At 63.8% G+C, this 21,437-nt stretch carries 22 protein-coding genes; 19 read left to right on the top strand and 3 right to left on the bottom strand.

Annotation, left to right across the window (positions count from 1 at the left end; genetic code table 11):
- The first annotated feature begins 160 nt into the window (after positions 1 to 160).
- Positions 161 to 856: a GntR family transcriptional regulator gene (locus AC6H34_RS03710; RefSeq protein WP_448146085.1), complete on the top strand. Its 696-nt coding sequence runs from the start codon at positions 161 to 163 to the stop codon at positions 854 to 856.
- An 83-nt stretch (positions 857 to 939) separates the two neighbouring features.
- On the opposite strand, the gene AC6H34_RS03715 is transcribed toward AC6H34_RS03710, so the two are convergent.
- Positions 940 to 1,950, bottom strand: a complete 1,011-nt coding sequence (locus AC6H34_RS03715; protein WP_448146084.1) for a GntR family transcriptional regulator — start codon at positions 1,948 to 1,950, stop codon at positions 940 to 942.
- A 605-nt stretch (positions 1,951 to 2,555) separates the two neighbouring features.
- On the opposite strand from AC6H34_RS03715, the gene AC6H34_RS03720 reads away from it, so the two are divergent.
- From AC6H34_RS03720 to AC6H34_RS03775, 12 genes are all read left to right on the top strand, one after another.
- Positions 2,556 to 3,632: an ABC transporter ATP-binding protein gene (locus AC6H34_RS03720; protein ID WP_497537936.1), complete on the top strand. Its 1,077-nt coding sequence runs from the start codon at positions 2,556 to 2,558 to the stop codon at positions 3,630 to 3,632.
- A 51-nt stretch (positions 3,633 to 3,683) separates the two neighbouring features.
- Positions 3,684 to 4,574, top strand: coding sequence for an ABC transporter permease (locus AC6H34_RS03725; RefSeq protein ID WP_448151225.1), 891 nt, complete (start codon positions 3,684 to 3,686; stop codon positions 4,572 to 4,574).
- A gap of 3 nt (positions 4,575 to 4,577) precedes the next feature.
- A complete protein-coding gene (locus AC6H34_RS03730) occupies positions 4,578 to 5,423 on the top strand; it encodes an ABC transporter permease (protein WP_448146082.1) in 846 nt (281 codons plus the stop codon).
- The gene (locus AC6H34_RS03735) at positions 5,420 to 6,163 is read left to right on the top strand and encodes an SDR family NAD(P)-dependent oxidoreductase (RefSeq protein ID WP_448146081.1); all 744 of its coding nucleotides are present in this window, start codon (positions 5,420 to 5,422) and stop codon (positions 6,161 to 6,163) included. The genes AC6H34_RS03730 and AC6H34_RS03735 overlap by 4 nt, the downstream gene beginning before the upstream one ends.
- A gap of 25 nt (positions 6,164 to 6,188) precedes the next feature.
- Positions 6,189 to 6,950, top strand: a complete 762-nt coding sequence (locus AC6H34_RS03740) for an SDR family NAD(P)-dependent oxidoreductase (RefSeq protein WP_497537937.1) — start codon at positions 6,189 to 6,191, stop codon at positions 6,948 to 6,950.
- 36 nt (positions 6,951 to 6,986) lie between these two features.
- The gene (locus AC6H34_RS03745) at positions 6,987 to 8,222 is read left to right on the top strand and encodes an ABC transporter substrate-binding protein (protein ID WP_448146079.1); all 1,236 of its coding nucleotides are present in this window, start codon (positions 6,987 to 6,989) and stop codon (positions 8,220 to 8,222) included.
- Positions 8,223 to 8,279: 57 nt separating this feature from the next.
- A complete protein-coding gene (locus AC6H34_RS03750; protein ID WP_497537938.1) occupies positions 8,280 to 9,374 on the top strand; it encodes an ABC transporter ATP-binding protein in 1,095 nt (364 codons plus the stop codon).
- 53 nt (positions 9,375 to 9,427) lie between these two features.
- A complete protein-coding gene (locus AC6H34_RS03755; protein WP_497537939.1) occupies positions 9,428 to 10,309 on the top strand; it encodes a polysaccharide deacetylase family protein in 882 nt (293 codons plus the stop codon).
- 66 nt (positions 10,310 to 10,375) lie between these two features.
- Positions 10,376 to 10,708: a hypothetical protein gene (locus AC6H34_RS03760; protein WP_448146076.1), complete on the top strand. Its 333-nt coding sequence runs from the start codon at positions 10,376 to 10,378 to the stop codon at positions 10,706 to 10,708.
- Positions 10,698 to 11,777 (top strand): CobW family GTP-binding protein, encoded by a 1,080-nt coding sequence (locus tag AC6H34_RS03765; protein ID WP_497537940.1) that lies wholly within the window; start codon positions 10,698 to 10,700, stop codon positions 11,775 to 11,777. The genes AC6H34_RS03760 and AC6H34_RS03765 overlap by 11 nt, the downstream gene beginning before the upstream one ends.
- A 48-nt stretch (positions 11,778 to 11,825) precedes the next feature.
- The gene (locus AC6H34_RS03770; RefSeq protein WP_448146074.1) at positions 11,826 to 13,043 is read left to right on the top strand and encodes an ABC transporter substrate-binding protein; all 1,218 of its coding nucleotides are present in this window, start codon (positions 11,826 to 11,828) and stop codon (positions 13,041 to 13,043) included.
- Between the two features lie 23 nt (positions 13,044 to 13,066).
- Positions 13,067 to 14,434 carry an amidase gene (locus AC6H34_RS03775; RefSeq protein ID WP_497537941.1) on the top strand — a complete coding sequence of 456 codons (1,368 nt, stop codon included), beginning with the start codon at positions 13,067 to 13,069 and terminating at the stop codon, positions 14,432 to 14,434.
- A 19-nt stretch (positions 14,435 to 14,453) separates the two neighbouring features.
- On the opposite strand, the gene AC6H34_RS03780 is transcribed toward AC6H34_RS03775, so the two are convergent.
- Both AC6H34_RS03780 and AC6H34_RS03785 read right to left on the bottom strand, forming a co-directional pair.
- Positions 14,454 to 14,831, bottom strand: a complete 378-nt coding sequence (locus tag AC6H34_RS03780) for a nuclear transport factor 2 family protein (protein WP_497537942.1) — start codon at positions 14,829 to 14,831, stop codon at positions 14,454 to 14,456.
- Between the two features lie 44 nt (positions 14,832 to 14,875).
- The gene (locus AC6H34_RS03785; protein ID WP_497537943.1) at positions 14,876 to 15,787 is read right to left on the bottom strand and encodes a LysR family transcriptional regulator; all 912 of its coding nucleotides are present in this window, start codon (positions 15,785 to 15,787) and stop codon (positions 14,876 to 14,878) included.
- A 175-nt stretch (positions 15,788 to 15,962) separates the two neighbouring features.
- Here AC6H34_RS03785 and AC6H34_RS03790 point away from each other — a divergent pair, with 175 nt between their 5' ends.
- The 6 genes from AC6H34_RS03790 to AC6H34_RS03815 all read left to right on the top strand — a co-directional run bounded on the left by AC6H34_RS03790 (position 15,963) and on the right by AC6H34_RS03815 (position 21,399).
- Positions 15,963 to 16,703 carry a LamB/YcsF family protein gene (locus AC6H34_RS03790; protein ID WP_448146070.1) on the top strand — a complete coding sequence of 247 codons (741 nt, stop codon included), beginning with the start codon at positions 15,963 to 15,965 and terminating at the stop codon, positions 16,701 to 16,703.
- Between the two features lie 35 nt (positions 16,704 to 16,738).
- Positions 16,739 to 16,981: an acetyl-CoA carboxylase gene (locus AC6H34_RS03795; RefSeq protein WP_497537944.1), complete on the top strand. Its 243-nt coding sequence runs from the start codon at positions 16,739 to 16,741 to the stop codon at positions 16,979 to 16,981.
- 3 nt (positions 16,982 to 16,984) lie between these two features.
- Positions 16,985 to 18,376: an acetyl-CoA carboxylase biotin carboxylase subunit gene (locus tag AC6H34_RS03800; protein WP_497537945.1), complete on the top strand. Its 1,392-nt coding sequence runs from the start codon at positions 16,985 to 16,987 to the stop codon at positions 18,374 to 18,376.
- A 15-nt stretch (positions 18,377 to 18,391) separates the two neighbouring features.
- Entirely contained in the window at positions 18,392 to 19,258 is an 867-nt protein-coding gene (locus tag AC6H34_RS03805) for a 5-oxoprolinase subunit B family protein (protein WP_497537946.1), read from the top strand.
- A complete protein-coding gene (locus AC6H34_RS03810; RefSeq protein ID WP_497537947.1) occupies positions 19,251 to 20,243 on the top strand; it encodes a 5-oxoprolinase subunit C family protein in 993 nt (330 codons plus the stop codon). The genes AC6H34_RS03805 and AC6H34_RS03810 overlap by 8 nt, the downstream gene beginning before the upstream one ends.
- A gap of 187 nt (positions 20,244 to 20,430) precedes the next feature.
- Positions 20,431 to 21,399, top strand: a complete 969-nt coding sequence (locus AC6H34_RS03815) for a cyclase family protein (protein ID WP_497537948.1) — start codon at positions 20,431 to 20,433, stop codon at positions 21,397 to 21,399.
- Positions 21,400 to 21,437: the final 38 nt, after the last annotated feature.

Below are 21,437 nucleotides of genomic sequence, written 5' to 3' on the forward strand. Positions count from 1 at the left end.
TGTAGTGCAGGGCCGGTGAGAACCCGGCCGGCAACTCCGGCTTCCATATCACGCGGATTACTAGTATACAAGTACGCATGTAATCAAGCATGGCATGTACAGGCGATGGGGAATGTGTCACATCGCGTTCGTGCAGCATTCACATGGGACAAATGCCCGAATGGCATTCAGCCACCGCCAGACACGAGAGCCGATTGCCGGCCAGGCCTACGCCATCATCAGACGTCGAATCCTCGACCTGACGTTCGAGCCTGGCGAACTCCTTTCCGAGACCCGTCTGTCGACGGAGTTCGGCTTCAGCCGGACCCCTGTCCGTGAAGCGTTCAAACGGCTGGAAAACGAAGGCCTCGTCGACGTCATTCCCCAGCATGGCACCTATGTCTCGCCGATCAGGCGCGAACTCGTGATGGATGCCCAATTCGCGCGCTCCGCCCTGGAATGCGCCGTGGTTCGTCTTGCCGCCACGCGCAGGACGCCCGAAGTCCTGGCAGATCTCGACGCCAACTTTGCCCGCCAGAGACAGGCCGCTGCCGGCGGGGACTTCGAGACGCTGTACCGCCTCGACGAGGAAATGCACCAGATCATCGCCGCGGCCTCGGGCAGGCCGATGATCTGGCTGCTCATCGCAGAGATCAAGGTCCACATGGACAGGGCGCGCAAGCTCACTCTCAGTCCCGAACATGCGCCGACCCTCATTGCACAGCATCAGGCCATCATCGAGGCCATTCGCGGCGGCGATCCGGAAGCCGCGGCGGGCGCAATGGCCCAGCATCTCGAATTCCTGGTCGAGCATTTCGACGAGTTCATGGCGGCCCGGCCGCGCTATGGGCAGGAACTCCGCCCGCCGATCGGTTGAGCCGCCGCCCCTCCCGCGGTACTCGCGCAAGGGAACTCGCTTGGAAGCGATCCGCGCGGTTCAACGCCGGAGTGGCGCATGGTTCATTCGGAAACGCGGGTCAGATAGGGCGCCACCGATTGGGGAGCCGGGATCACGGCCACGATCTTCATCTGCGCGATATTGCGGTTCATGGCTTCTTCGAGATGGGCGTCGAACATCGCAGCCGCAGCCTCGATGGCCCCTCGCGTCAGCAGTTCCACGATCAGGCGATATTCGGCGATGGCGATGCGGTCGCGGGGCAGGCCGAACTGGCGCAGCAGGCGCTCGGACGCGGCGACCGGCAGGAGATTGTCGCGGATGAGCTCGCGCAGCCTCTCATTCGGAGTGGCCATCACGCAGGTCTCCACCAGCTTGGTCTCCAGATCCTCCCGGTCGGGCAGATCGGCGTCCGACACCGCCCGCTCGGCCTCGAACAGATTGTCGAGCAGCGTCGTCAGCTTCGAGCGATCTATGCGGGGGGCGGCCGATACGAGCGCCGGCAGTTCCAGGATGCGGCGAAGCGCGAAACGGTCCTTGATCGACTTGGCCGTGAGCGGGCCGGCGATCCAGTGAGAGCTCTGGTTCTTTTGAACCAGGCCCCTCTCCTGCAGGCGCCCGAGCACGTCACGCACGACCGTGCGGCTGACATTGAAGTGCTCGGCCAGTTCGATCTCGATGATGCGATAGCGTCCGAAAACCACGCAGGCCGCGACATCCGCCTCTATGGAATCGTAGATGCGCTCCCAGGCCGAGCGGCTTTGCAAGGCCTCGTCGATCGCCTCCGGCACCACGAGGCCCAGCGTCTTGATGTCGGTACGCAAAGGCGCGACATGCCGCCCCGGCTCGCCCACAAGGTAGCCGCGCCCGTCGAAGCGATGGATGAGCCGTTCAGCCTCCAGGCGCAGCAGAGCCCGCTGGACCGGCGCGCGGGACGTCTGGAATATCTCGGCGATCGGCCCTTCCAGCAGAACCAATCCCGGCGGCAGCAATCCCTGGGCGATATTGGCGCGCAGCACGTCTTCGACGATTTCGTAGCGTCGCTGGGCGGTCTGACGAGGCTTGGACATTGGCATGCCGTTAACTGACCCTCCCCGCTGCGTCATCACGAACCGCCTGGAACCTGCTCTTGTTAACGCGTTTGGCATGATGTGTCGCCCGTCACAAAAATGGATTTTGTATACTAAGCTCTAATTTTTGCGCAAAACAGGCCTATTTTTGCCCCGCGCGGAGAGACACGGGCACATCCACGTCTAACGAAGGGAATTCGCTAGCCCGCCAGTCCGCCATCGATATATGGAGAGACGCACCCCTCCAGCGAGCGAAACCATCAGGGAAAGAGCGACTTTAGTTCATATTCCGGCGGTTCAGGGCCACAGTCAGCATCAAGACATCCTTGCGACCGCCTTGGCGGTCCAAACACCGTGCGCGCTCAGATTTTAGGCAAAGAGACTAAAAAAGACTGTTGCATACAAAGATCGATCAAACTAGGATGTGCCTACTCGTTGCCGAAGAAGCAATGCAGAGGTGAACTAAATAAATAGACTGCAGGCATTTATGCGACCGCGCCATCGCTGCGGTTGATTGAATCTTCGCGTCTTATCGAATTCTGTCTCTGATCTTGTTGATTTACGTTCAACAGGAAACTGGACAACTGTGCTTTTGATCTCGGGAGGGCCTTTTGACAGATGTACTTCATCTTTCTGGCATAAGGAAGTCCTACGGTGATCTTAATGCGTTGGACGGCATTGATCTCACCATTCCCGGCAATGCCTATGTATCGCTTCTGGGGCCTAGCGGATCGGGCAAGACAACGCTGCTTCGGGTCATCGCCGGCTTTGAAGATCCTGACCAGGGCACCGTCCTGCTGGATGGGCGGAGCATCGACGACACTCCCGCGCATCGCCGCGGCATCGGATTCGTCTTCCAGAACTTCGCCTTGTTCCCCCACCTCTCGGTAGCGGGCAACATAGCCTATGGCCTCGCGAACCGCGAAACCGGAGCGCTGAAGGACAAAACAGCCATCCAGCGCAAGGTCGCCGGGATGATCGAGCTGGTCGGACTGACCGGCCTCGAGGATCGCGGCGTGGCCCAGATCTCCGGCGGCCAGCGCCAGCGTGTCGCACTCGCCCGCACACTGGTCACCGAGCCGCATCTGGTGCTTCTCGACGAGCCCCTCGGCGCGCTCGACGCCAACCTCCGTGCCCGCATGCGCACGGAACTGAGGCAGATCCGCGAACGCCTCGGCGTCACCTTCCTGCATGTCACCGGCAGCGAATCCGAGGCACTGGCCATGGGCGACACCGTACTGGTGCTCGACCGGGGCAGGATCGCTCAATCCGCGGATGCGGACACGATCTACAACCGCCCCGCCCGTCCTTCCGTCGCGCGGTTCCTCAATTGCTACAACCTGTTCGAAGGATCCATCGCGGGCGACGCCTTCGTCGGACCCGCAGGGACCTTCTCCATCGCCGGCAGCGAGCGCCTGCCGGGCGGCAGGCAGGCCTACGCCGTGCGCCACGATCGCATCGAAGTACGCCCCCTCCCCGCCACCGTCACCTCGGACGAAGAGCGTGTCGAGGGCGCCTTCGTCGCCAGCGAATACAGCGGCGCAGCCGTGAATTCCTTCTTTGCCCTCGACAACGGGCAGGTGGTGGAGGTGGAAACCCATCTCAGCCACCGGCCGCCCGCCGACTATGCGCCGCAGGAACGCTACGGCCTCGTGTGGAAGCGCGACGTCGCGCTCCTTTACGCGTGAGAGGCCGCCATGTCCCTCGCTGACCCCCGGCCCGGAACGGAGACCGACTGGATGACGACAACTTCAGCCAGCGAAACAGCGGCTGCACAGACCCGCAGGCCCCGCAGCAGGACGTTGTGGCTGCTTGCGCCAGGCGTCTTGTGGATGGTGCTCTTCCTGCTCGTTCCCATCCTGATGATGGTCTACGTGTCGTTCTGGACACAGACCACCTTCAAGATCGAACCGATCCTGACGACCAAGAGCTGGGTCACCTTCTTCAGCAGCGATACCTATCTCGACGCCCTCTGGACAACGATCCGCATCTGGCTGACGGTCCTGGCAGCGACCATTGTGGTAGGCTATCCCACGGCTCTCTTCGTCGGCCTCTTCGTACGCAACAAGACTCTCCAGACATCGCTCCTCGTCCTCTGCGTCATCCCGTTCTGGACCTCGTTCCTGATCCGCGTCCTCGCCTGGCGCCCGATGCTGGGCAAGGAGGGGGCTATCAACCTGATCCTGCTCAAGAGCGGCATCATAAGCCAGCCGATAGAGGCGCTCCTGTTCTCCGACCTGTCGGTGGTGATAGGCATGACGCAGATCTACTGCGTCTTCATGGTCGGGCCGATCGCCTTCATGCTCGGCCGCATAGATCCCAACGTGATCGAGGCGGCACGCGATCTCGGAGCCGGCTTCTGGCGCATCTTCCGCACCATCATCCTGCCGCTGTCGATGCCCGGCGTGGTCGTCGGATCGATCTTCGTCTCCGTGATGGTGCTGGGCGAATTCGCCACCTCCGCCGCCCTCTCGGGACGCAAGGTCAACCTCCTGGGCAACATCATCGTAACCCAGGTCGGCTCGCTGAAATGGGCCTTCGCCGCGGTGGTCGGCGTGGTGCTGACCATCGTGATGGGCGCCGTCGTCGCGGCCCTCCTGCGCGTCGTCGATCTCAGAAAGGAACTCTGAGCCATGCAGGCGCGCGGCATCAAACCGGTCCTGGCCGTCTACACGGCCCTGTTCCTTCTCTTCCTCTACGGCCCCTTCGTCGTGCTGGCCATCCTGTCGTTCCAGACGGGGCCCGAGGGCGGTCCACAGTTTCCGATCATCGAATGGTCAACCTACTGGTATCAGCATCTGTTCGGCTTGACGCCGCCTTCGCGCGTGGCGCCGTTGCCCATCGAAGAGAGCCTGGGGCGCTCGGTCGTCCTCGCCCTGATGACGATGGTGGTATCGACCGTGCTGGGCGTGACCTCCGCGCAGGCGTTCCGCAAGAAGTTCAAGGGCTCCGGCGTCGCCTTCTACCTGATCGTCCTCGGAATGATGGTGCCGGGTGTCCTGGTCGGCCTGGGCATGGCGCTGGTGGCGAATTTCCTCGGCATCGATCGCCACTGGTGGGGCACGGCCTTCGTCCTCCACGTGGTCTATACCTATCCATTCGCGTTCCTCGTGATGTTGGCGATCTTCAACCGCTTCGACCAGAGCGTCGAGGAGGCTTCCTGGTCCCTCGGGGTCTCGCCGATCCGCACGTTCCGGAAGGTGACCTTTCCCCTGATCTTCCCAGGCGTCCTGTCGGCGATGCTGTTCGCCTTCACTCTGTCCTATGACGAATTCTCCCGCACGCTCTTCGCCTCGGGAAGGGACCTCACGCTGCCGCTGGCGATCTACGGAACCTTTTCGGTCGAGATCCATCCGAACGTCTTCGCCTTCGGCGTTCTCACCACCCTGTTCTCATTCGCGCTGCTGGCCGTCTACGCCATCCTGATGGGTTTGTCCGTCCGGCGCAGCAGGCGCGTCGCTATCCAGGAAGAAGCATGATGCCGGACTTGAAGGCAGCGATCGTCACGGGCGCGGGGTCGGGCATCGGACGGGCAGTGGCGGAGCGCCTCGCGGCCGACGGCTACGCCGTGCTGGTCAACGATCTGGTGCTCGATCGGGCCCAGGCCGTCGCCGACGCCATAGAAGCGGCGGGCGGCAAGGCCCTCGCGGCGGCCGGCGACGTGTCAGGGGAAGAGGACGTCTCGTCCATCGTCGCGGCAGCCCGCACCGGGTTCGGACCTGTCCAGTTGCTCGTCAACAATGCAGGATATGTGCACCAGTGCCTGTTCGAGCACCTTGAGCCGGCGGATTTCGACCGCATGTTCGCGGTGCATGTCCGCGGCACCTTCCTGATGACCCGGGCCGTCCTGCCGGCGATGCTGACGGCAGGCGCCGGCGTCATCGTCAACATCGCCTCGCAGCTGGGCCAGATCGGCGGAATCGAGCTCGTTCACTATTCCGGCGCCAAGGCCGCCATCATCGGCATGACCAAATCGCTTGCTCGGGAAGTGTCGAGCCGTGGCGTGCGTGTCAACGCCGTCGCGCCCGGACCGATCAACACTCCGCTGGTGCGCGCTCTGTCCGAGGAATGGCAGAGCCGTAAGGCCAGAGAGCTGCCCCTCGGCCGTTTCGGTGAACCGGAGGAAGTCGCGGCGACGGTCGCCTTCCTCGCCTCGCCCGCCGCCAGCCTCTTCGTTGGCCAGACGCTGGGCCCCAATTCCGGCGACGTGATGTTGTGAGCAAGCAAGCGGAGAAGACGGCACCATGACCCAGGCGCGCATCGTTCTGATTACCGGCGGCGGCATCGGCATCGGCCGGGCCAGCGCGAAAGCCTTCGCAGCGCTCGGCGACCACGTGGTGGTCACCGACGTCCTGGAAGCCGACGGCAATGGCGTGGTGGCCGAGATCAAGGCGTCGGGCGGCTCGGCGGAGTTTCTGTCGCTCGACGTGCGCTCCACCGACCGTGCCGACGCTGTGGTCGCGGATGTGGAAGCCCGCCATGGGCGCATCGATGTCATCGTCGCCAACGCCGGGATCGCCCATCGCGTACCGCTGGCCAAGCTCGACGACGACATGTGGGACCTGACGTTCGACATCGATCTCAAGGGCATCTTTCGCGTGGTGCGGGCGGCGCTGCCCGGCATGCGGGCGCGCCGGTCGGGAGCCGTTGTCGCGCTCTCCTCGATCATGGGTGTCGCCTATGGCTGGGACGAGCATGTTCACTACTCCTCCGCCAAGGCCGGTGTCGTGGGCCTGGTGCGCGGACTTGCCGTCGAGGTTGCCCGCGACGGCGTCCGGGTGAACGGCGTCGCGCCCGGCTACATCCGCACTGCCCAGCTCCTGTCCAAGGAACATTCCCTCGGCCCGGAAGGAGCGGAGGCGGCGGGTGCCTTCATACCGATGGGCCGCATCGGCGAACCCGAAGAGATCGCCGACGTGATCGTCTTTCTATCCTCTTCCAGCGCCCGATACCTGACGGGTCAGACGCTGGTGGTCGACGGTGGCCTCCTGGTGGGCCGCTACTGAAACAAAAGCAAATGAACCAGAACCGGAGAAGGAACGATGTCTGATCTGAGCGAGATGACGCGCCGCTCTATGTTGAAGCGGTCTGCGGGAATGATGGCCCTGGCGCTGGGCGGCGGCACGCCGTTCCTGTCCTCCCGGGCAGCCTGGGCCCAGGGCGCCGGGCTGGCGAATGAAAGCCTGCGTACCATCGGCCTGTCGGTGACCGTGCAGGAACGCATCCTCGCCGACTTCAAGGCCGCTTCGGGCGTCGGTTCGACGTCTGGCACCGCGGCCACCTTCCCCGATGCTCAGACCAAGATCCTTTCGGGTTCGAAGGACTACGATTGTTGGGAAGTGATCGCCGAGCGCCTGCCCTCCGTGGTGATGACCAACAATGTCGAGCCCATCGCGGCCTCCTCGTTGAAGAACTGGGCCAATATCCGCGAAACCTTCACCAAGCCGAACGGCAAGTGGGACCCCAAGGCCCAGATCACCGGCCAGATCTGGCAGGATGACGCCCACACCTCTCTGTGGATGGTTCCGGCCGTCTACAACTACGACTCCATCGGCTACAATCCCGACGTCCTGTCGGACGAGGAAGCCAACACCTGGGCTGCGATCTTCGACCCCAAGTGGAAGGGCAAGTCCGGGCTCAACACCGATCCCCTGATCGCGTTCGGCCAGGCCGTGATGGCCATGAACTCCCTGGGCCTGTCGGCGGTGAAGAATCCCGGCAATCCCTCCGAGGCCGAAATAGACGAGGCCGCGAAATTCCTCGTCTCCAAGAAGAAGGACGGGCAGTTCCGGGCGCTCTGGGGCGACTTCGGCGAATTGGTCAACCTGCTCGCCTCCGGTGAAATGGTGGTGTGCGATGCCTGGCAGCCGGCCGTGATGGCGGTGAAGGCGCAGGGCAAGGCCTGCAAATATGCCCGCCCGAAGGAAGGCTACCGTGCCTGGGCGATCGGACCTTCGCTCATCGCCGGCTCCGCCAACAAGGAGGCCGTTGCCGCCTATGCGGACTACTGGCTCTCCGGCAAACCGGGCATCACCGTGTCCGAGCAGGGCTACTATTCCCCGACGACCAACATCAAGAACGAGATGGCGCCCGACAAATACGCCTTCTGGTACGAGGGCAAGCCCTGGGTCGGCGCCGCCGAGCGCGGCATCAAGGAGGGCGACCTGCGTGACGGAGGCAGCCTGGAGGAGCGGGCTTCCAACGTCGCCTACTGGCACCAGTGGCCGGATGCCTACGACCATCTCATCCAGAAATGGGATGAGTTCCTGAACGCCTGATCTCGATGCGGGCGGCCCACGCCCGCATCGCCTGCCCCAGCCTCGGAGCGCGATTCAATGATCCACGATCTCGAACTGATCAAGGTCGGCAAGGTCTACGACAACGGCACGCCAGCCGTGGCCGGCTTCGACCTGGCCGTGACCAAGGGCGAGTTCATTGCCTTCCTGGGACCGTCGGGCTGCGGCAAGACGACGACGTTGCGCATGATCGCCGGCTTCGAGTCCATCTCGTCCGGCGACATGCTGATCAAGGGTACCCGCATCAACGACGTGCCGCCCGAGCGGCGGCCGACCTCGATGATCTTCCAGAACTACGCGCTCTTCCCCCACATGAGCGTTCGCCGCAATGTCGGATACGGCCTCGAGGTCAAGGGACTGCCGAAGGCGGAGCGCGAAGCCAAGGTCGATCGCATCCTGCACACGCTCGGGCTCGAAGATGTCGCCGACAAGCGCCCCGAAAAGCTCTCCGGCGGCCAGCGCCAGCGGATCGCCCTCGCGCGCGGCCTCGTCGTCGAGCCGGACATTCTCCTTCTGGACGAACCGTTGGGCGCCCTCGATGCAAATCTGCGCAAAGCGATCCAGAACGAGCTGAAACTGCTGCAGAAAAGGCTGGGCGTGACCTTTGTCTTCGTGACGCATGCACAGTCGGAGGCGCTGGCCCTGTCCGATCGGATCGTCGTGATGAATCAGGGACGCGTCGAGCAGATCAGTCCTCCACATCAACTCTACACGCGGCCCAATACACCCTTCGTGGCCCAGTTCATCGGGCGCAACACCATCCTCGACGGCTCCGTCGGTGGGCTCGAGGACGGGCGCGCGGTGGTGCATACGCCACTCGGCATCCTCAGGGGCACCGCCAACGGCGCTCTTGCGGCCGGAAGCGCCGCGAAGATCGTCGTTCCGGCCGAAGCCATAGAGGTTCGTCCTTCCACCGACACGGAGGCGGAACCCATCGGCAATGCGATCGCGGCAACCGTCCGGCGCCTCGATGTCGTCGGCCACATCTCCCACCTTTCCGTCGAGCTTCCGGGAGGCCGGGCCGTCTCGCTCGAGGCGCATGTCGACAAATATCCACCGGGTGCCTTCGCTCCCGGCGGAGAAATCGTCCTGGCCTGGCGTCCTTCGGAAGCCACGGTCATTCCGGCTGCCTGAGCCACCGCTTCAACGACACAACTTCCTTCAGAAAACACGAGGAGACCTCATCCATGGCAAAGGAAATACTCTGTGGTTTCGGCATTGACGTCGATGCCGTCGCGGGCTGGCTCGGCTCCTATGGCGGCGAGGACTCGCCGGATGACATCTCGCGGGGCCTTTTCGCGGGCGAGGTTGGCTCGCCCCGCCTTCTCAAGCTGTTCGAGCGCCTGGGCATCAAGACGACGTGGTTCATTCCCGGACATTCGATCGAGACTTTTCCCGAACAGATGCAGGCGGTCGCCGACGCCGGCCACGAGATCGGCATCCACGGCTATACCCACGAGAATCCGATCGCGATGACGCGCGAGCAGGAGATCGAAATTCTCGACAAGTGCATCGACCTGGTGACCAGGCTGTCGGGCAAAAGACCCACCGGCTACGTCGCCCCCTGGTGGGAGTTCTCCAACGTCACCAACGAGCTTCTGCTGGAGCGCGGCATCAAGTACGACCACTCGCTGATGCACAACGACTTCACGCCCTACTACGTCCGCGTCGGCGATTCCTGGACCAAGATCGACTATTCCGGCAAGCCGAGCGACTGGATGGTACCGCTGAAGCGGGGACACGAGACCGACCTCATCGAGATTCCCGCCTCCTGGTATCTCGATGACCTGCCGCCCATGATGTTCATCAAGAAGGCTCCGAACAGCCACGGCTTCGTAAACCCCCACGACATCGAGCAACTCTGGCGGGACCAGTTCGACTGGGTCTATCGCGAGATGGATTACGCGGTGTTCCCGATTACGATCCATCCCGACGTCTCCGGACGGCCGCAGGTGCTTATGATGCTGGAACGCCTCTATGCCCATATGGCCAAGCATCCCGGCGTCAAATTCGTCACCATGAACGAGATGGCCGACGATTTCGCCAAGCGCTTCCCGCGCAAGAAGTGACGGCGGGGGCCGAGGCACCTACCTCGGCCCGCCCTGATGGTTCCAATCGCTGCGAGGTGGATTTCCATGTGCTCGCTCTGCGGCATCCTGGGTGGCAATGAGCACTGGGCCGACGCTGTCGCGCGGCCCGGCGTCTTCACGCGCAATCACGACAGGGTCGATCGCCGGCGCGAGCGCATGAGGCGCGTGCGGATCGCGTGCCAGGTCCTTGAAACGTTCGGCATGACGCTGTCCGATTGGCAGGGAGCTTCGTTCCTCCTGTCGACACGAACCGGCAAGACGGAGATCATCGACGATCTCGGCCATCTCTGGCCGGCAGCCGAAAGGCTGGCGGGACGCGCCTGCGATCCCCTTGCATTGCCGGTGATCGAGGCAATGGAGAAGCGGCATGGCGGATGAGGCCCCGGCGTTCACCCCGGTCAATCTCCTCACGGGCTTTCTCGGCTCGGGGAAGACGACGCTGCTGCGGCGGCTGCTCTCGGATCCGGCCATGGCGCGCACCGCCATCCTGATCAACGAGTTCGGCGAGATCGGGCTCGATCACCACCTGCTCGAGCGCATCGACGAAACCATGGTACTGCTGCCGTCCGGGTGCCTCTGCTGCGCGATCCGCGGCGAACTTGCCCAGGCGATGCGCGACATCCACGGCAAGCGTGAACGCGGGGAGATTCCCCTCTTCGACAGGCTGGTGATCGAAAGCACGGGCCTGGCGGATCCCTTCCCCATCCTCTCCACCGTCAAGGCGGATCCCGTCCTCAGGCATCATTTCCGCCCCGGCACCGTGGTGACCACCGTGGATGCAGTCAACGGACTCTTCCAACTGGACAATCACGACGAGTCGACCCGCCAGGCTGCGATCGCCGATCGGCTCGTGCTGACCAAGACGGACCTCGCGGACGAGGTCGCCGTAGCGCGCCTTCTGCACCGCATCCGCCGGCTCAATCCGGATGCACCCGTGCTGTCGGCAGCGGACAAAGATCTCGACGCCGCGGCGTTGTTCTCGCCTGGCTCCCCCGCGCTGGCCGGCGCTCCGGAGCATTCCACGCGCGCCTGGTTCCGCGAGACGTTCCGAAGCGATCCGCTACCCACAGGCGCATGGGACCCGTCGCACGAGCACGGGTCGTCGGACCGCACGCGACACGGGGAGCGCATCCGCTCCTTCGTCGTCGTAGTGGACGAGCCCATCGACTGGACGGCCTTCGGGATCTGGCTGACCATGCTGCTCAATCGGCACGGCGAGAAGATCCTGAGAGTGAAGGGCATCCTGAACCTGGCGGGAGAAGACGCTCCGGTCGCCATCCATGGCGTGCAGCATCTCGTGCACGCGCCCGTGCATATGCAGGCCTGGCCCGATGGCGATCGGCGTTCGCGTATCGTATTTATCGTGAATGATCTTGATTCCGGCTTGATCCAACGTTCCCTCGCGGCCTTCAACCGACTGGCGGCTCCCCTGCAGCAGCACATATGATCAAGCGTTCTCCATGACATTTCCCATACCCCCTCGATCGAGACACCCATGAAGGGAGAAGCGCCGGACAGGAAGCTTGCCGCGCCCGCGGTGCGCACCACCGCACGACCGACGCTGCGCGTCCTGGGAACGGAAATCTCGCTGCTCGAGGAACTGCGGCTCCGCGCCGAGGCGGACCTGGGCATCAACATCACGTTCGATGTCCAGGATTTCGTCACCACGCAGCACAAGGCAGCGGCCGAACCGGGCAGCTACGATGTCTACGATCAGTGTTTCCACAATCTCGATATCGTCTGGTATTGGCGGGCCGTCCAGCCCATCGACCTCACGCGCATCACGCTCTGGGACGAGATTACGGATCTGACGAAGACCGGCCGAATCGATCCTGGCGCCCGCATAGGCTTCGGCGACGCGCCCGTCACCAAGCTTTTCGTGCAGCCGAACCGTGCCTTGGGGCCTGCGCCCTCCCGTTGGCTCTCGATGCTGCCGACAACGCACAATTTCGATTCCTTCGCCTTTCGGCCCGACATGGCCAATGGCGATGCCGAACATATCGTCTCCTGGGGAGCGCTTCTCGACGAGAGGTGGCATGGCAAGGCGGCGCTCGTTGACGAGCCGGCGATCGGTGTCTTCGACGCGGCCCTTGCCGCCCAGTCTCTCGGGCTGATGTCCTTCGACGACATCGGCAACATGTCGACCGAGGAGATCGACACGCTGCTGCGTATCCTGATCGAGAGGCGCAAGGACGGCTATTTCGCAGGCTTCTGGAAGACCGCGGCGGAGGCCGCGGACATGATGCGGGCCGGCAGCGTCGTCATCCAGAGCATGTGGTCTCCCGGCATCACGGCCCTGCGCCATCGCGGCGTGCCCGTCATGGAAGCCGTGCCGCGTGAGGGCTATCGCGCCTGGCATGGCGGGTTGTGCCTTTCGAGCGGCTTGTCCGGGCGCATGCTCGATGTCGCCTATGATTACCTGAACTGGTGGCTTTCGGGATGGCCCGGAGCGGTGATGACCCGCCAAGGCTACTACATGTCCACCCCCAACCGCGCCAGGACATACCTGACCCCCGACGAGTGGGCCTACTGGTATGAGGGATTGCCTACGCAGACCGACCTGCCGGGTCCCGACGGCACCATCACGATCAAGGCCGGATCGGTGCGGGACGGCGGTTCGTACTGGCAGCGCGCCAATTCCATCGCCGTGTGGAACACCACGATGGATGAACACAATTACCTCGTTCGCCGATGGGCACAGCTGGTGAATTGACACATATTTGAAGGAGTTTCGTCGTGACAATTGATATTCAAGGCAAATCCGTCGTCCAGCTCGCCGCCCTTCTGCAGGCCGGCACGATGGATGCTGTTGAACTGGCGCAGGCCACACTGGCGGCGGTCGAGGCCAGTGACGACAAGGCGATCTTCACACAGGTGACGCCGGAGCGCGCTCTCCGGGAGGCGGGCGAGGCGGCCCTGAGATTGCGCGCCGGGCGGCCGCATGGCCTGCTGGACGGCATCCCGATCGGATGGAAGGACCTGTTCGACCTCGAAGGCGTGGTAACGACGGCCGGCTCACGCGTACTGGCATCGGACCCGGCCGCCCACAGGGATGCCGCCGTCGTCGAACAGTTGAAGGCTGCAGGCATGGTCTGCGTCGGCCGCTTGAACATGACCGAATTCGCCTTCTCCGGAATAGGGCTGAACCCTCATTACGGCACGCCGCGCAACCCGCATGGCCGCGACGAGCCTCGCATCCCCGGCGGATCGTCGTCCGCCTCCGGCGTGGCCGTGGCCAAGGGGCTGATCCCGGTAGCCATGGGCACCGATACCGGCGGTTCGGTGCGCATTCCAGCAGCGTTCAACGGTATCGTCGGTTACAAGGCAACGCGCGGGCGCTACGCCATGGCCGGCGTATTTCCGCTTTCCGGCAGTCTCGATTCCCTCGGCCCCTTGTGCCGCACGGTGGAGGATGCCGTGCTCGTGGACGCCGCGATGCAGGGACTGACGGCGCCGTCCATCCGGCGGGGGGACCTGGCGGGCCTGCGCCTGATCGTGCCCACCAATGTCGTGCTGGACGATCTGGAGCCCGCTGTGTCCGCTTCTTTCGAGGCTGCGCTCGCAAGGCTCGCTGCGAAGGGTGTCCTGATCCAGCGGGTGGCTTTTCCTGCCTTCGACAAGCTGGCGGACCTCACCCGGAGCCGGGGCGCACTGGTGAACGCGGAAGCCCATGCCGTTCATCTGGAACGGCTCAACGGCCCCGCAGCTGCACGGATGGATCAGCGCGTCGTCACGCGCGCCAGGCTGGGCGCGAGCATCACCGTGCCCGATTACCTCGCCATCCTTCAGGCCCGCAGCCGTCTCATCGAGGAAACCGAAAGCCTCCTGGGCCGGGATAGCCTCATCGCCTTTCCAACGATCGCCCATGTCGCGCCGCCGATCGCACCGCTGGAAAACGACGTCGATCTCTTCTTCAAGACCAACGCTAGGACGCTGCGCAATACGCTGCTGGGCAATTTCCTCGATTGGTGCGGCGTTTCCATCCCCAGCGGCACGGGCGACGCGGGCATGCCCGTCGGTTTCCTGCTGTCGGGGCTTCGCGGGCAGGACGAGCGGCTGCTCTCGGCGGCACTGGCGGCAGAAGCGACCATCCGCGGCGAATAGGCGAGCCTCGCGCCGGCCGTCAGCCCAGACGGTTCTTGCGGAAGGAGTTCTTGATCCGAACCTTGCCGTCCTGGAGATCCAGGATGTCGAGCCCGAGAACCTCCACCCGCTTGCCGTCCTTTGACGTGCCGACGAAGGTCCATTCGGAAAGGGCGCGATCAGCAGCCATCAGGCTGATGCGCCCACGTGTCCATTGCCCGTCGGGGAACGCGTCGAAAATTGCCCGATAGGCGCTGGCGACCGCTTCGGGGCCGATGGCGCGCAAGCCTTCGGCCTCCGGGCCGGCGGAAGCCCAGAACTCGCAGTCGGGCGTGGACAGGCGCATGATCGTCTGGAGATCATGGCCGTTCCAGGCGGCCGAAAAGGCCTCCAGCATTTCGATCGTCGCGTCTGTCATGACAGCTTCCCCGGGTTTGTCGTGAAGTGAAATGCGAAACCATGTCAGCCTTGCGCGCCGCCCGCGCAGGCGAGGCTCAGGAATTCGTGAAAGGCCTTGGTCGCCTGGCTTTGATCGGCATCCGGCCGCCAGGCGAGGCCGACATCCATGGTGGGTATCTCGTCCTCGAGGACGCGTGTCTCCAGCCGTTGTCCCTCGAGCGACCAGGGACGATAGACCATGTCGGAAAGCACGGTGATGCCCATCCCGGCAGCAACCATGCTGCGAACCGCCTCGACAGAGGAGGTCCTGAAGATGACGTTGGGCCTGAAGGGAGTGAGCGACCAGTAGCGGCTGGCAGTGTGTCCTGCCTCGTCCACTGTCAGCATCACATAGGGCTGTCGCGCCACGTCGCTGAGGTGCACCTTGTCCTGCTTCATCAGCGGATGCTCCGCCGGCAGCCACAAGCGCCGCCTCGAACGGATGAGCGTCTCCGACTGGAGGCTCTCGCGCGCGGCAAGGTTGGAGACGAGAATGACGGCGATATCCAGCGCCCCGTCCAGCAGGGCGCGCTCGATCACATCGCGGGAAGCCTCGTAGAGATCGATCCGTACATTGGGAAAGTTGCTGGCGAACCGGGCATGGTGCCGCGGCAGGAAATAGCCCGCCACGGTATAGGTGATGCCGACGCGAACGGTCCCGGTCAGCGACGTGCTGGCGGCCCAGGGCTCGCGCACCGCTTCGGCGACGGCGGCCATGACGTTGCGCCCATGCAGCAGGAAGCGGTTTCCCTCCCGCGTCAGCGAAACGCCGCCCGGATTTCGGTCGAAGAGACGGACGCCCAGCGTCGCCTCCAATTGCTGCACGGCCGCCGTGACGGCCGATTGCGAAACATTCAGCTCGACCGCCGCCTGCGAAATCTGGCCCGATTCCGCGGCTGCGATGAAATAACGGATCTGTTTCAGGGAAACCGACAAAAGAAGCGCCCCGCTGATCGAGCCTGCTCGCAACTGCGCCTTCGAGAAGAGACTCCCACGGCGCGTATTGGTATCTGAATTTATGATATCATGCAGTCTAATTTCCAATTTTACAATATCGTGATGGCTTGCAAAGTTCTCCCTACGGGCGTTCGAGCAGGGAGAAAGCCGCGCGATGGTGCTCATCAATTGCGACATGGGCGAGAGTTTCGGCATCTGGCGCATGGGGGATGACGCCGGCATCATGCCCTCCATCCATATCGCCAACGTGGCATGCGGTTTCCACGGCTCCGACTTCAATCACATGCGCTCGACGGTTCGCCTCGCCAAGAGCCATGGCGTGCGCGTGGGTGCACATCCCTCGCTGCCCGATCTCCAGGGTTTTGGCCGCCGCGAAATGAAGATCGGCCGCGAGGAGCTGGCCAACTGCCTGATCTACCAGATCGGAGCCCTGAAGGGCTTTCTGGACGCTGAGGGCATGGTGCTGAACCACATCAAGCCGCATGGTTCGCTCTATGGCATGGCGGCCCGCCAGCCCGATATCGCCCATGCGATCTGTGATGCGGCCGACGTGTTCAAGGTTCCGCTGCTCGGCATGGTGGAAACGCTCCATGCAACCGTCTATCCGCAGCGCGGCCACGCCTTCATTCCAGAATTCTACGCCGATCTCGACTACGCCGACGACGGCACGCTGATCATCACGCGTGAGCATCCGCCCGTCGATCCGCGCCTGGCGGCACAACGCTGCCTGCGGGCGATCCGCGAGGGGCTGGTCAGCTCTGTCGGCGGCGTGGATATCCGCGTCAGGGCGGATACGATCTGCGTCCATTCCGATACTCCCGGCGCCGACGAGGTCGCGAGGGTCCTGTGCGAGACCCTCGTGGCGGAGGGCGTTTCCTCCCTGCCGGTCCATTGAGGCACCGGGCAATTCCAATTTGAAGAAGGCAGAAAATGGCCCTTAAAACCATCCAGGCTCCCCTCCCCGGAACGTTCTACCGTTCCCCTGCGCCGGACCAGCCGCCCTTCAAGGTGGAAGGCGATACGGTGTCGGTCGGAGACACGATCGGCCTCATCGAGGTCATGAAGACCTTCGTCCCCGTAGCCGCCGAGGAAGCAGGCAAGGTGGTTGCCTTCCATGTGGAAAACGAGGATGCGGTCATGGCCGGCCAGCCTCTCTACGATCTCGAAGGCTGAGACATGGCGATCCGCAGGATTTTCGTCGCCAATCGCGGTGAGATCGCCGTTCGCATCATCCGGGCCGCGCGGGAGCTGGGCATCGCCACCGTGCAGGCTTTCAGTGCGGCTGACCGCGACATGCTCGCCGCCCGCCTTGCAGACGTGGCCGTGCCGGTGGGACCGGCCCACGCCACGAAGTCGTATCTCAACAAGGAGGCCATGCTGAAGGCAGCGCTGGATCATGGCTGCGACGCCGTGCATCCCGGCTATGGCTTCCTTTCGGAAAACGCCGAATTTGCCGAGATGGTCGAGAAGGCAGGCCTGGTCTTCATCGGTCCGAAAGCCGAGACCATCCGTGCCATGGGCGACAAGGCGACGGCCCGTCTCATGGCGGCCCAGGCAGGCGTCCCGACAGTGCCCGGCAGCGAGGGCCGGATCGAGGGCATCGACGAAGCGAGACGGGTTGCCGAAACCATTGGCTATCCGGTGATGATCAAGGCTTCCGCCGGCGGCGGCGGTCGCGGGATCCGTGTCGCTGGCACGGCCGCCGATCTTGACAAGCTCATTCCGCAGGCGAGTGCGGAGGCGTTGGCCGCCTTTGGCGATGGCGGCCTCTACCTCGAACGTTTCGTCCCCCGCGCCCGCCATGTCGAGGTCCAGATCCTGGGCGACGGCGAGAATGTCATCCATGCCTATGAACGCGAGTGCTCGTTGCAGCGTCATCGCCAGAAGGTATGGGAGGAGGCTCCGGCGGCCTGCCTGTCGCCGGCTGTCCGCGAAGCCCTGTGCGAATCCGCGGTAAGGCTCGCCAAATCGGTCTCCTATCGTGGCGCCGGCACCCTCGAATACCTCTACGACGATGATCGCGGCGACTTTTTCTTCATCGAAATGAACACCCGCATCCAGGTCGAGCACCCGGTTTCGGAGATGATCACGGGTGTGGACCTCGTGCGCGAGATGATCCGCGTGGCAGCAGGCGAGAAGCTCTCGCTGTCACAGGAGCAGGTGAAGGTGAGCGGCCACGCGATCGAGGTGCGGATCAACGCCGAGGATCCGGCCAGGGGCTTCATGCCGGCACCGGGCGCGATCACCTCGCTTTCCGTGCCCGGCGGCATGGGCGTACGTTTCGATACCATGCTCTACCAGGGATACAGCATCCCCCCCTTCTACGACTCGCTGCTCGGCAAGCTCGTCGTCTGGGATACCGATCGGCGGATGGCTCTCCTGCGGCTCGCCCGGGCGCTGTCAGAGCTCAAGGTCGAAGGGGTCCCGACCACGGCCGCGCTGCATCTGGCGCTTGCGAACGATCCACAGGTCGCGGCGGGCTCCGTTCATACACGCTGGCTGGAGGACTGGCTCCAGGCTCATCCGCTAGCCCCGGCCGACGCCCGACCCTTGCCGCTTACTGCCTGAAGGAAAGATCAATCGATGCGATACTCGTTCGGTGGTGATGAGCATATCTTCGTCGAGGTCGACGTGGAAATGTCGCTGGAGGCCTTCTTCAAAAGCCTGTCGATGACCAACGCCGTGCGCGACAGCCGCATTCGCGGCGTCACGGAGATCTGTCCTGCCAACGCTTCCTTCCAGATCAAGTTCGACCCGGACATGATCGCGCCGGACGACCTGATGCGGGAGATCCAGAGCCTCGAGGGAGCAGCCGATGCCGGCGACGGCCGGCTCAAGACGCGCATCGTGGAGATCCCCGTCTTCTACGGGGATCCCTGGACACATGAGACCCTGATGCGTTTTCGCGAACGCCATCAGGATCCCAACGGCACCGACCTCGACTACGCGGCCCGTGTGAACGGCTATGAAGGCGTGCAGGCCTTCATCGATGCCCATTCGGGCTCGCCCTGGTTCGTCTCGATGGTCGGCTTCGTCGCCGGCCTGCCCTTCATGTACCAGATGGTGGAACGGGCAAAGCAGATCGAAGTGCCCAAATATCTGCGGCCGCGCACCGACACGCCCCGATTGACCGTCGGCCATGGCGGGTGCTTCGGCTGCATCTACTCGGTGCGCGGGGCCGGCGGCTACCAGATGTTCGGCATCACGCCGATGCCGATCTACGACCCCCGCCAGGAAATCAGCTATCTCAGGGATTTCATGATCTTCTTCAAGCCGGGCGACATCGTGAAGTTCAAGCCCGTCGGTCGCGAGGAATACGACGCCGATGTCGAGGCCGTCGATACCGGGCGTTTCGCTCCCCTCATCCGGGAGGTGGATTTCTCGCTCGAGGCCTTCCAGTCGAACCCGGGCGCCACCAATGCCGATCTTCTGGGGGTGCTCCATGGCTGAGGGGAATGCCACCATGCTCGATATCATCAAGCCGGGCCTCTCCACCACGGTCCAGGACCTCGGCAGACCCGGCTACTATCACCTGGGCATCCCCCTCTCGGGAGCCATGGACCGCTATGCGCTGGTGGCGGCCAATCTCCTCGTGGGCAATGACGAGGGCGATGCCGCGCTGGAGGCGGTGTTCATGGGGCCGGAGATCCGCTTCGAGGCGGATACGCTCGTCGCGGTGACCGGCGGTGAAATGCCGCCGAGGCTCGATGGCGTGGAACAGCCGATTTGGACCTCCTTTCCGGTCAAGGCCGGCCAGGTCTTGTCCTTCGGCTTTCTCAGGAGCGGCGCGCGGGCCTACATTGCGGTGGCGGGCGGCATCGACGTACCCGTCGTGCTCGGTTCCCGGTCGACCTATACGCTCGGCGCGCTGGGCGGCCACGAAGGCCGGGCGCTCAAGGCCGGAGACAGGCTCGGCACCGGACCGGCCAGGCGGTCCGCGAGCCCCGGCCGCGGCGTTCCCGACGAATTGCGGCGCAAACCCGCGGCGCCCGGCATTCTGCGTGTCCTTCCAGGCCTCTACTGTGATCGCATCACCAAGGCCGCCGGCGAGCGCTTTTTCGAAGACACCTGGAAAGTGGCTCCCGAGGCGGATCGCATCGGCTATCGCTTCCGGGGCGGACAGCCGCTGGAATTCGAACCGCGGAAACAACCCTTCGGCGCCGGCTCCGACCCGTCGAACATCGTGGACAGTTGCTATCCCTACGGTTCGGTGCAGATCCCCGGAGGCACGGAGCCCATCGTGCTCCACCGGGACGCCGTGTCGGGCGGCGGTTATTTCATGATCGGAACGGTCATTTCCGCCGATATGGACCTCATCGGCCAGTTGCAGCCGCACCAGCCGGCCCGCTTCCAGGCAGTCGACATGCCGCAGGCCCTGGAGGCGCGCCAGCACAACGGGCTTCAGCTCAAAAAACTGGCGGCAGCGCTCGCATGACGCCAAACAAGGCAGGCCGGGGCACGAAGTGCACGCAGGCACAAGAATCCGTGCACTGAGCGACAAGAGCCGGCCGCGGGGAGGACGTTTACTGAGGTAGACTTGTCGTCGGCCGTATGGCTGCCGGCAAGGCTGACAGGACTGGCAAACGTCAAGATGCCGGAAGGCATCGAGCTCCGGAGGCACCATGTGCGTCGCGTGCTACGTCGATGAGGCGATGAAGCAGAAGATCATCGCCTACAATGCCGAGTTTCATGAAGTCACCCGCAGCCCATACGGCCGCGACGACGAGATCGGCATGCTCAATCTCATCGACGCGCAGTCGCGGTCGGCCATCCTCAGCCGTGCCGACGCATCGAAGGTGTTCGACCTCTCCGTCGATCATTTCGTCGGCATGCCGGGCTGGTTCGGTGCTGGAGACCAGCCCTACCAGATCTGGATGACGCATACGCCGGCAGGAGAGGTGGTCGCTAACACCATGGGAGTGAGCCTGGAAGCCAACATGCTCGTCGGCTATTCCGGCGACAGCATCTCCATGTACACCCATTGCGGCACCCATATCGACACGTTCAACCACTTCGGGTATCGCGGCAAGATCTTCAACGAATTCAACGACAAGGAACATCTGGGCAGCCGTGCGTGGGACCGTTGCGGACCTGAGAAGCATCCGCCTGTCTTCGCACGGGGTGTGCTGCTGGATGTCGCCGCCATGCATGGCGTCGAGGTACTGCCGCCGAGCCATGCCATCGGTGAAGCCGATCTCAAGGCATGCCTGAAGCGGCAGGGGCTCTCGCTCAAGCCCGGCGACGTTGTCCTGTTGCGCACGGGCCAGATGACGATCTGGCCGGACATGGCATTCGTGCGCAATACGCCCGGACTCAATCGCGAGGGGGCGGAATTCCTGGCGAAGAACGGCGCCATCATGATCGGCGCCGACAACCTCACCCTCGAGCAGACACCTTCGGCGGAGCCGCTGAACTTCTTCCCGGTACACACCTATCTTCTCGCGGAAGCCGGCATTCCGATCCTGGAGATGGCCTATCTGGAGGAGCTTGCCGCCGAAGGCGTGCATGAATTCGCCTTCTTCGGCGCATGTATCAAGCTGCGGGGAGCGACGGGCGCGCCGATGCGTCCGGTTGCGATGCCGCTCAACTGAGGAAGAAATGCGGCCACGTCTTCGTGGCCGGACAAGGT

It is taken from the genome of Labrys sp. ALF-8, assembly GCF_059699065.1.

Coding starts and splice junctions, on each gene's coding strand:
- AC6H34_RS03805 (WP_497537946.1), top strand. CDS start 18,392: ATGCGATACTCGTTCGGTGGTGATGAGCATATCTTCGTCGAGGTCGAC.
- AC6H34_RS03815 (WP_497537948.1), top strand. CDS start 20,431: ATGTGCGTCGCGTGCTACGTCGATGAGGCGATGAAGCAGAAGATCATC.
- AC6H34_RS03800 (WP_497537945.1), top strand. CDS start 16,985: ATGGCGATCCGCAGGATTTTCGTCGCCAATCGCGGTGAGATCGCCGTT.
- AC6H34_RS03770 (WP_448146074.1), top strand. CDS start 11,826: ATGAAGGGAGAAGCGCCGGACAGGAAGCTTGCCGCGCCCGCGGTGCGC.
- AC6H34_RS03750 (WP_497537938.1), top strand. CDS start 8,280: ATGATCCACGATCTCGAACTGATCAAGGTCGGCAAGGTCTACGACAAC.
- AC6H34_RS03795 (WP_497537944.1), top strand. CDS start 16,739: ATGGCCCTTAAAACCATCCAGGCTCCCCTCCCCGGAACGTTCTACCGT.
- AC6H34_RS03710 (WP_448146085.1), top strand. CDS start 161: ATGGCATTCAGCCACCGCCAGACACGAGAGCCGATTGCCGGCCAGGCC.
- AC6H34_RS03810 (WP_497537947.1), top strand. CDS start 19,251: ATGGCTGAGGGGAATGCCACCATGCTCGATATCATCAAGCCGGGCCTC.
- AC6H34_RS03715 (WP_448146084.1), bottom strand. CDS start 1,950: ATGCCAATGTCCAAGCCTCGTCAGACCGCCCAGCGACGCTACGAAATC.
- AC6H34_RS03755 (WP_497537939.1), top strand. CDS start 9,428: ATGGCAAAGGAAATACTCTGTGGTTTCGGCATTGACGTCGATGCCGTC.
- AC6H34_RS03740 (WP_497537937.1), top strand. CDS start 6,189: ATGACCCAGGCGCGCATCGTTCTGATTACCGGCGGCGGCATCGGCATC.
- AC6H34_RS03745 (WP_448146079.1), top strand. CDS start 6,987: ATGTCTGATCTGAGCGAGATGACGCGCCGCTCTATGTTGAAGCGGTCT.
- AC6H34_RS03730 (WP_448146082.1), top strand. CDS start 4,578: ATGCAGGCGCGCGGCATCAAACCGGTCCTGGCCGTCTACACGGCCCTG.
- AC6H34_RS03790 (WP_448146070.1), top strand. CDS start 15,963: ATGGTGCTCATCAATTGCGACATGGGCGAGAGTTTCGGCATCTGGCGC.
- AC6H34_RS03735 (WP_448146081.1), top strand. CDS start 5,420: ATGATGCCGGACTTGAAGGCAGCGATCGTCACGGGCGCGGGGTCGGGC.
- AC6H34_RS03760 (WP_448146076.1), top strand. CDS start 10,376: ATGTGCTCGCTCTGCGGCATCCTGGGTGGCAATGAGCACTGGGCCGAC.
- AC6H34_RS03725 (WP_448151225.1), top strand. CDS start 3,684: ATGACGACAACTTCAGCCAGCGAAACAGCGGCTGCACAGACCCGCAGG.
- AC6H34_RS03780 (WP_497537942.1), bottom strand. CDS start 14,831: ATGACAGACGCGACGATCGAAATGCTGGAGGCCTTTTCGGCCGCCTGG.
- AC6H34_RS03765 (WP_497537940.1), top strand. CDS start 10,698: ATGGCGGATGAGGCCCCGGCGTTCACCCCGGTCAATCTCCTCACGGGC.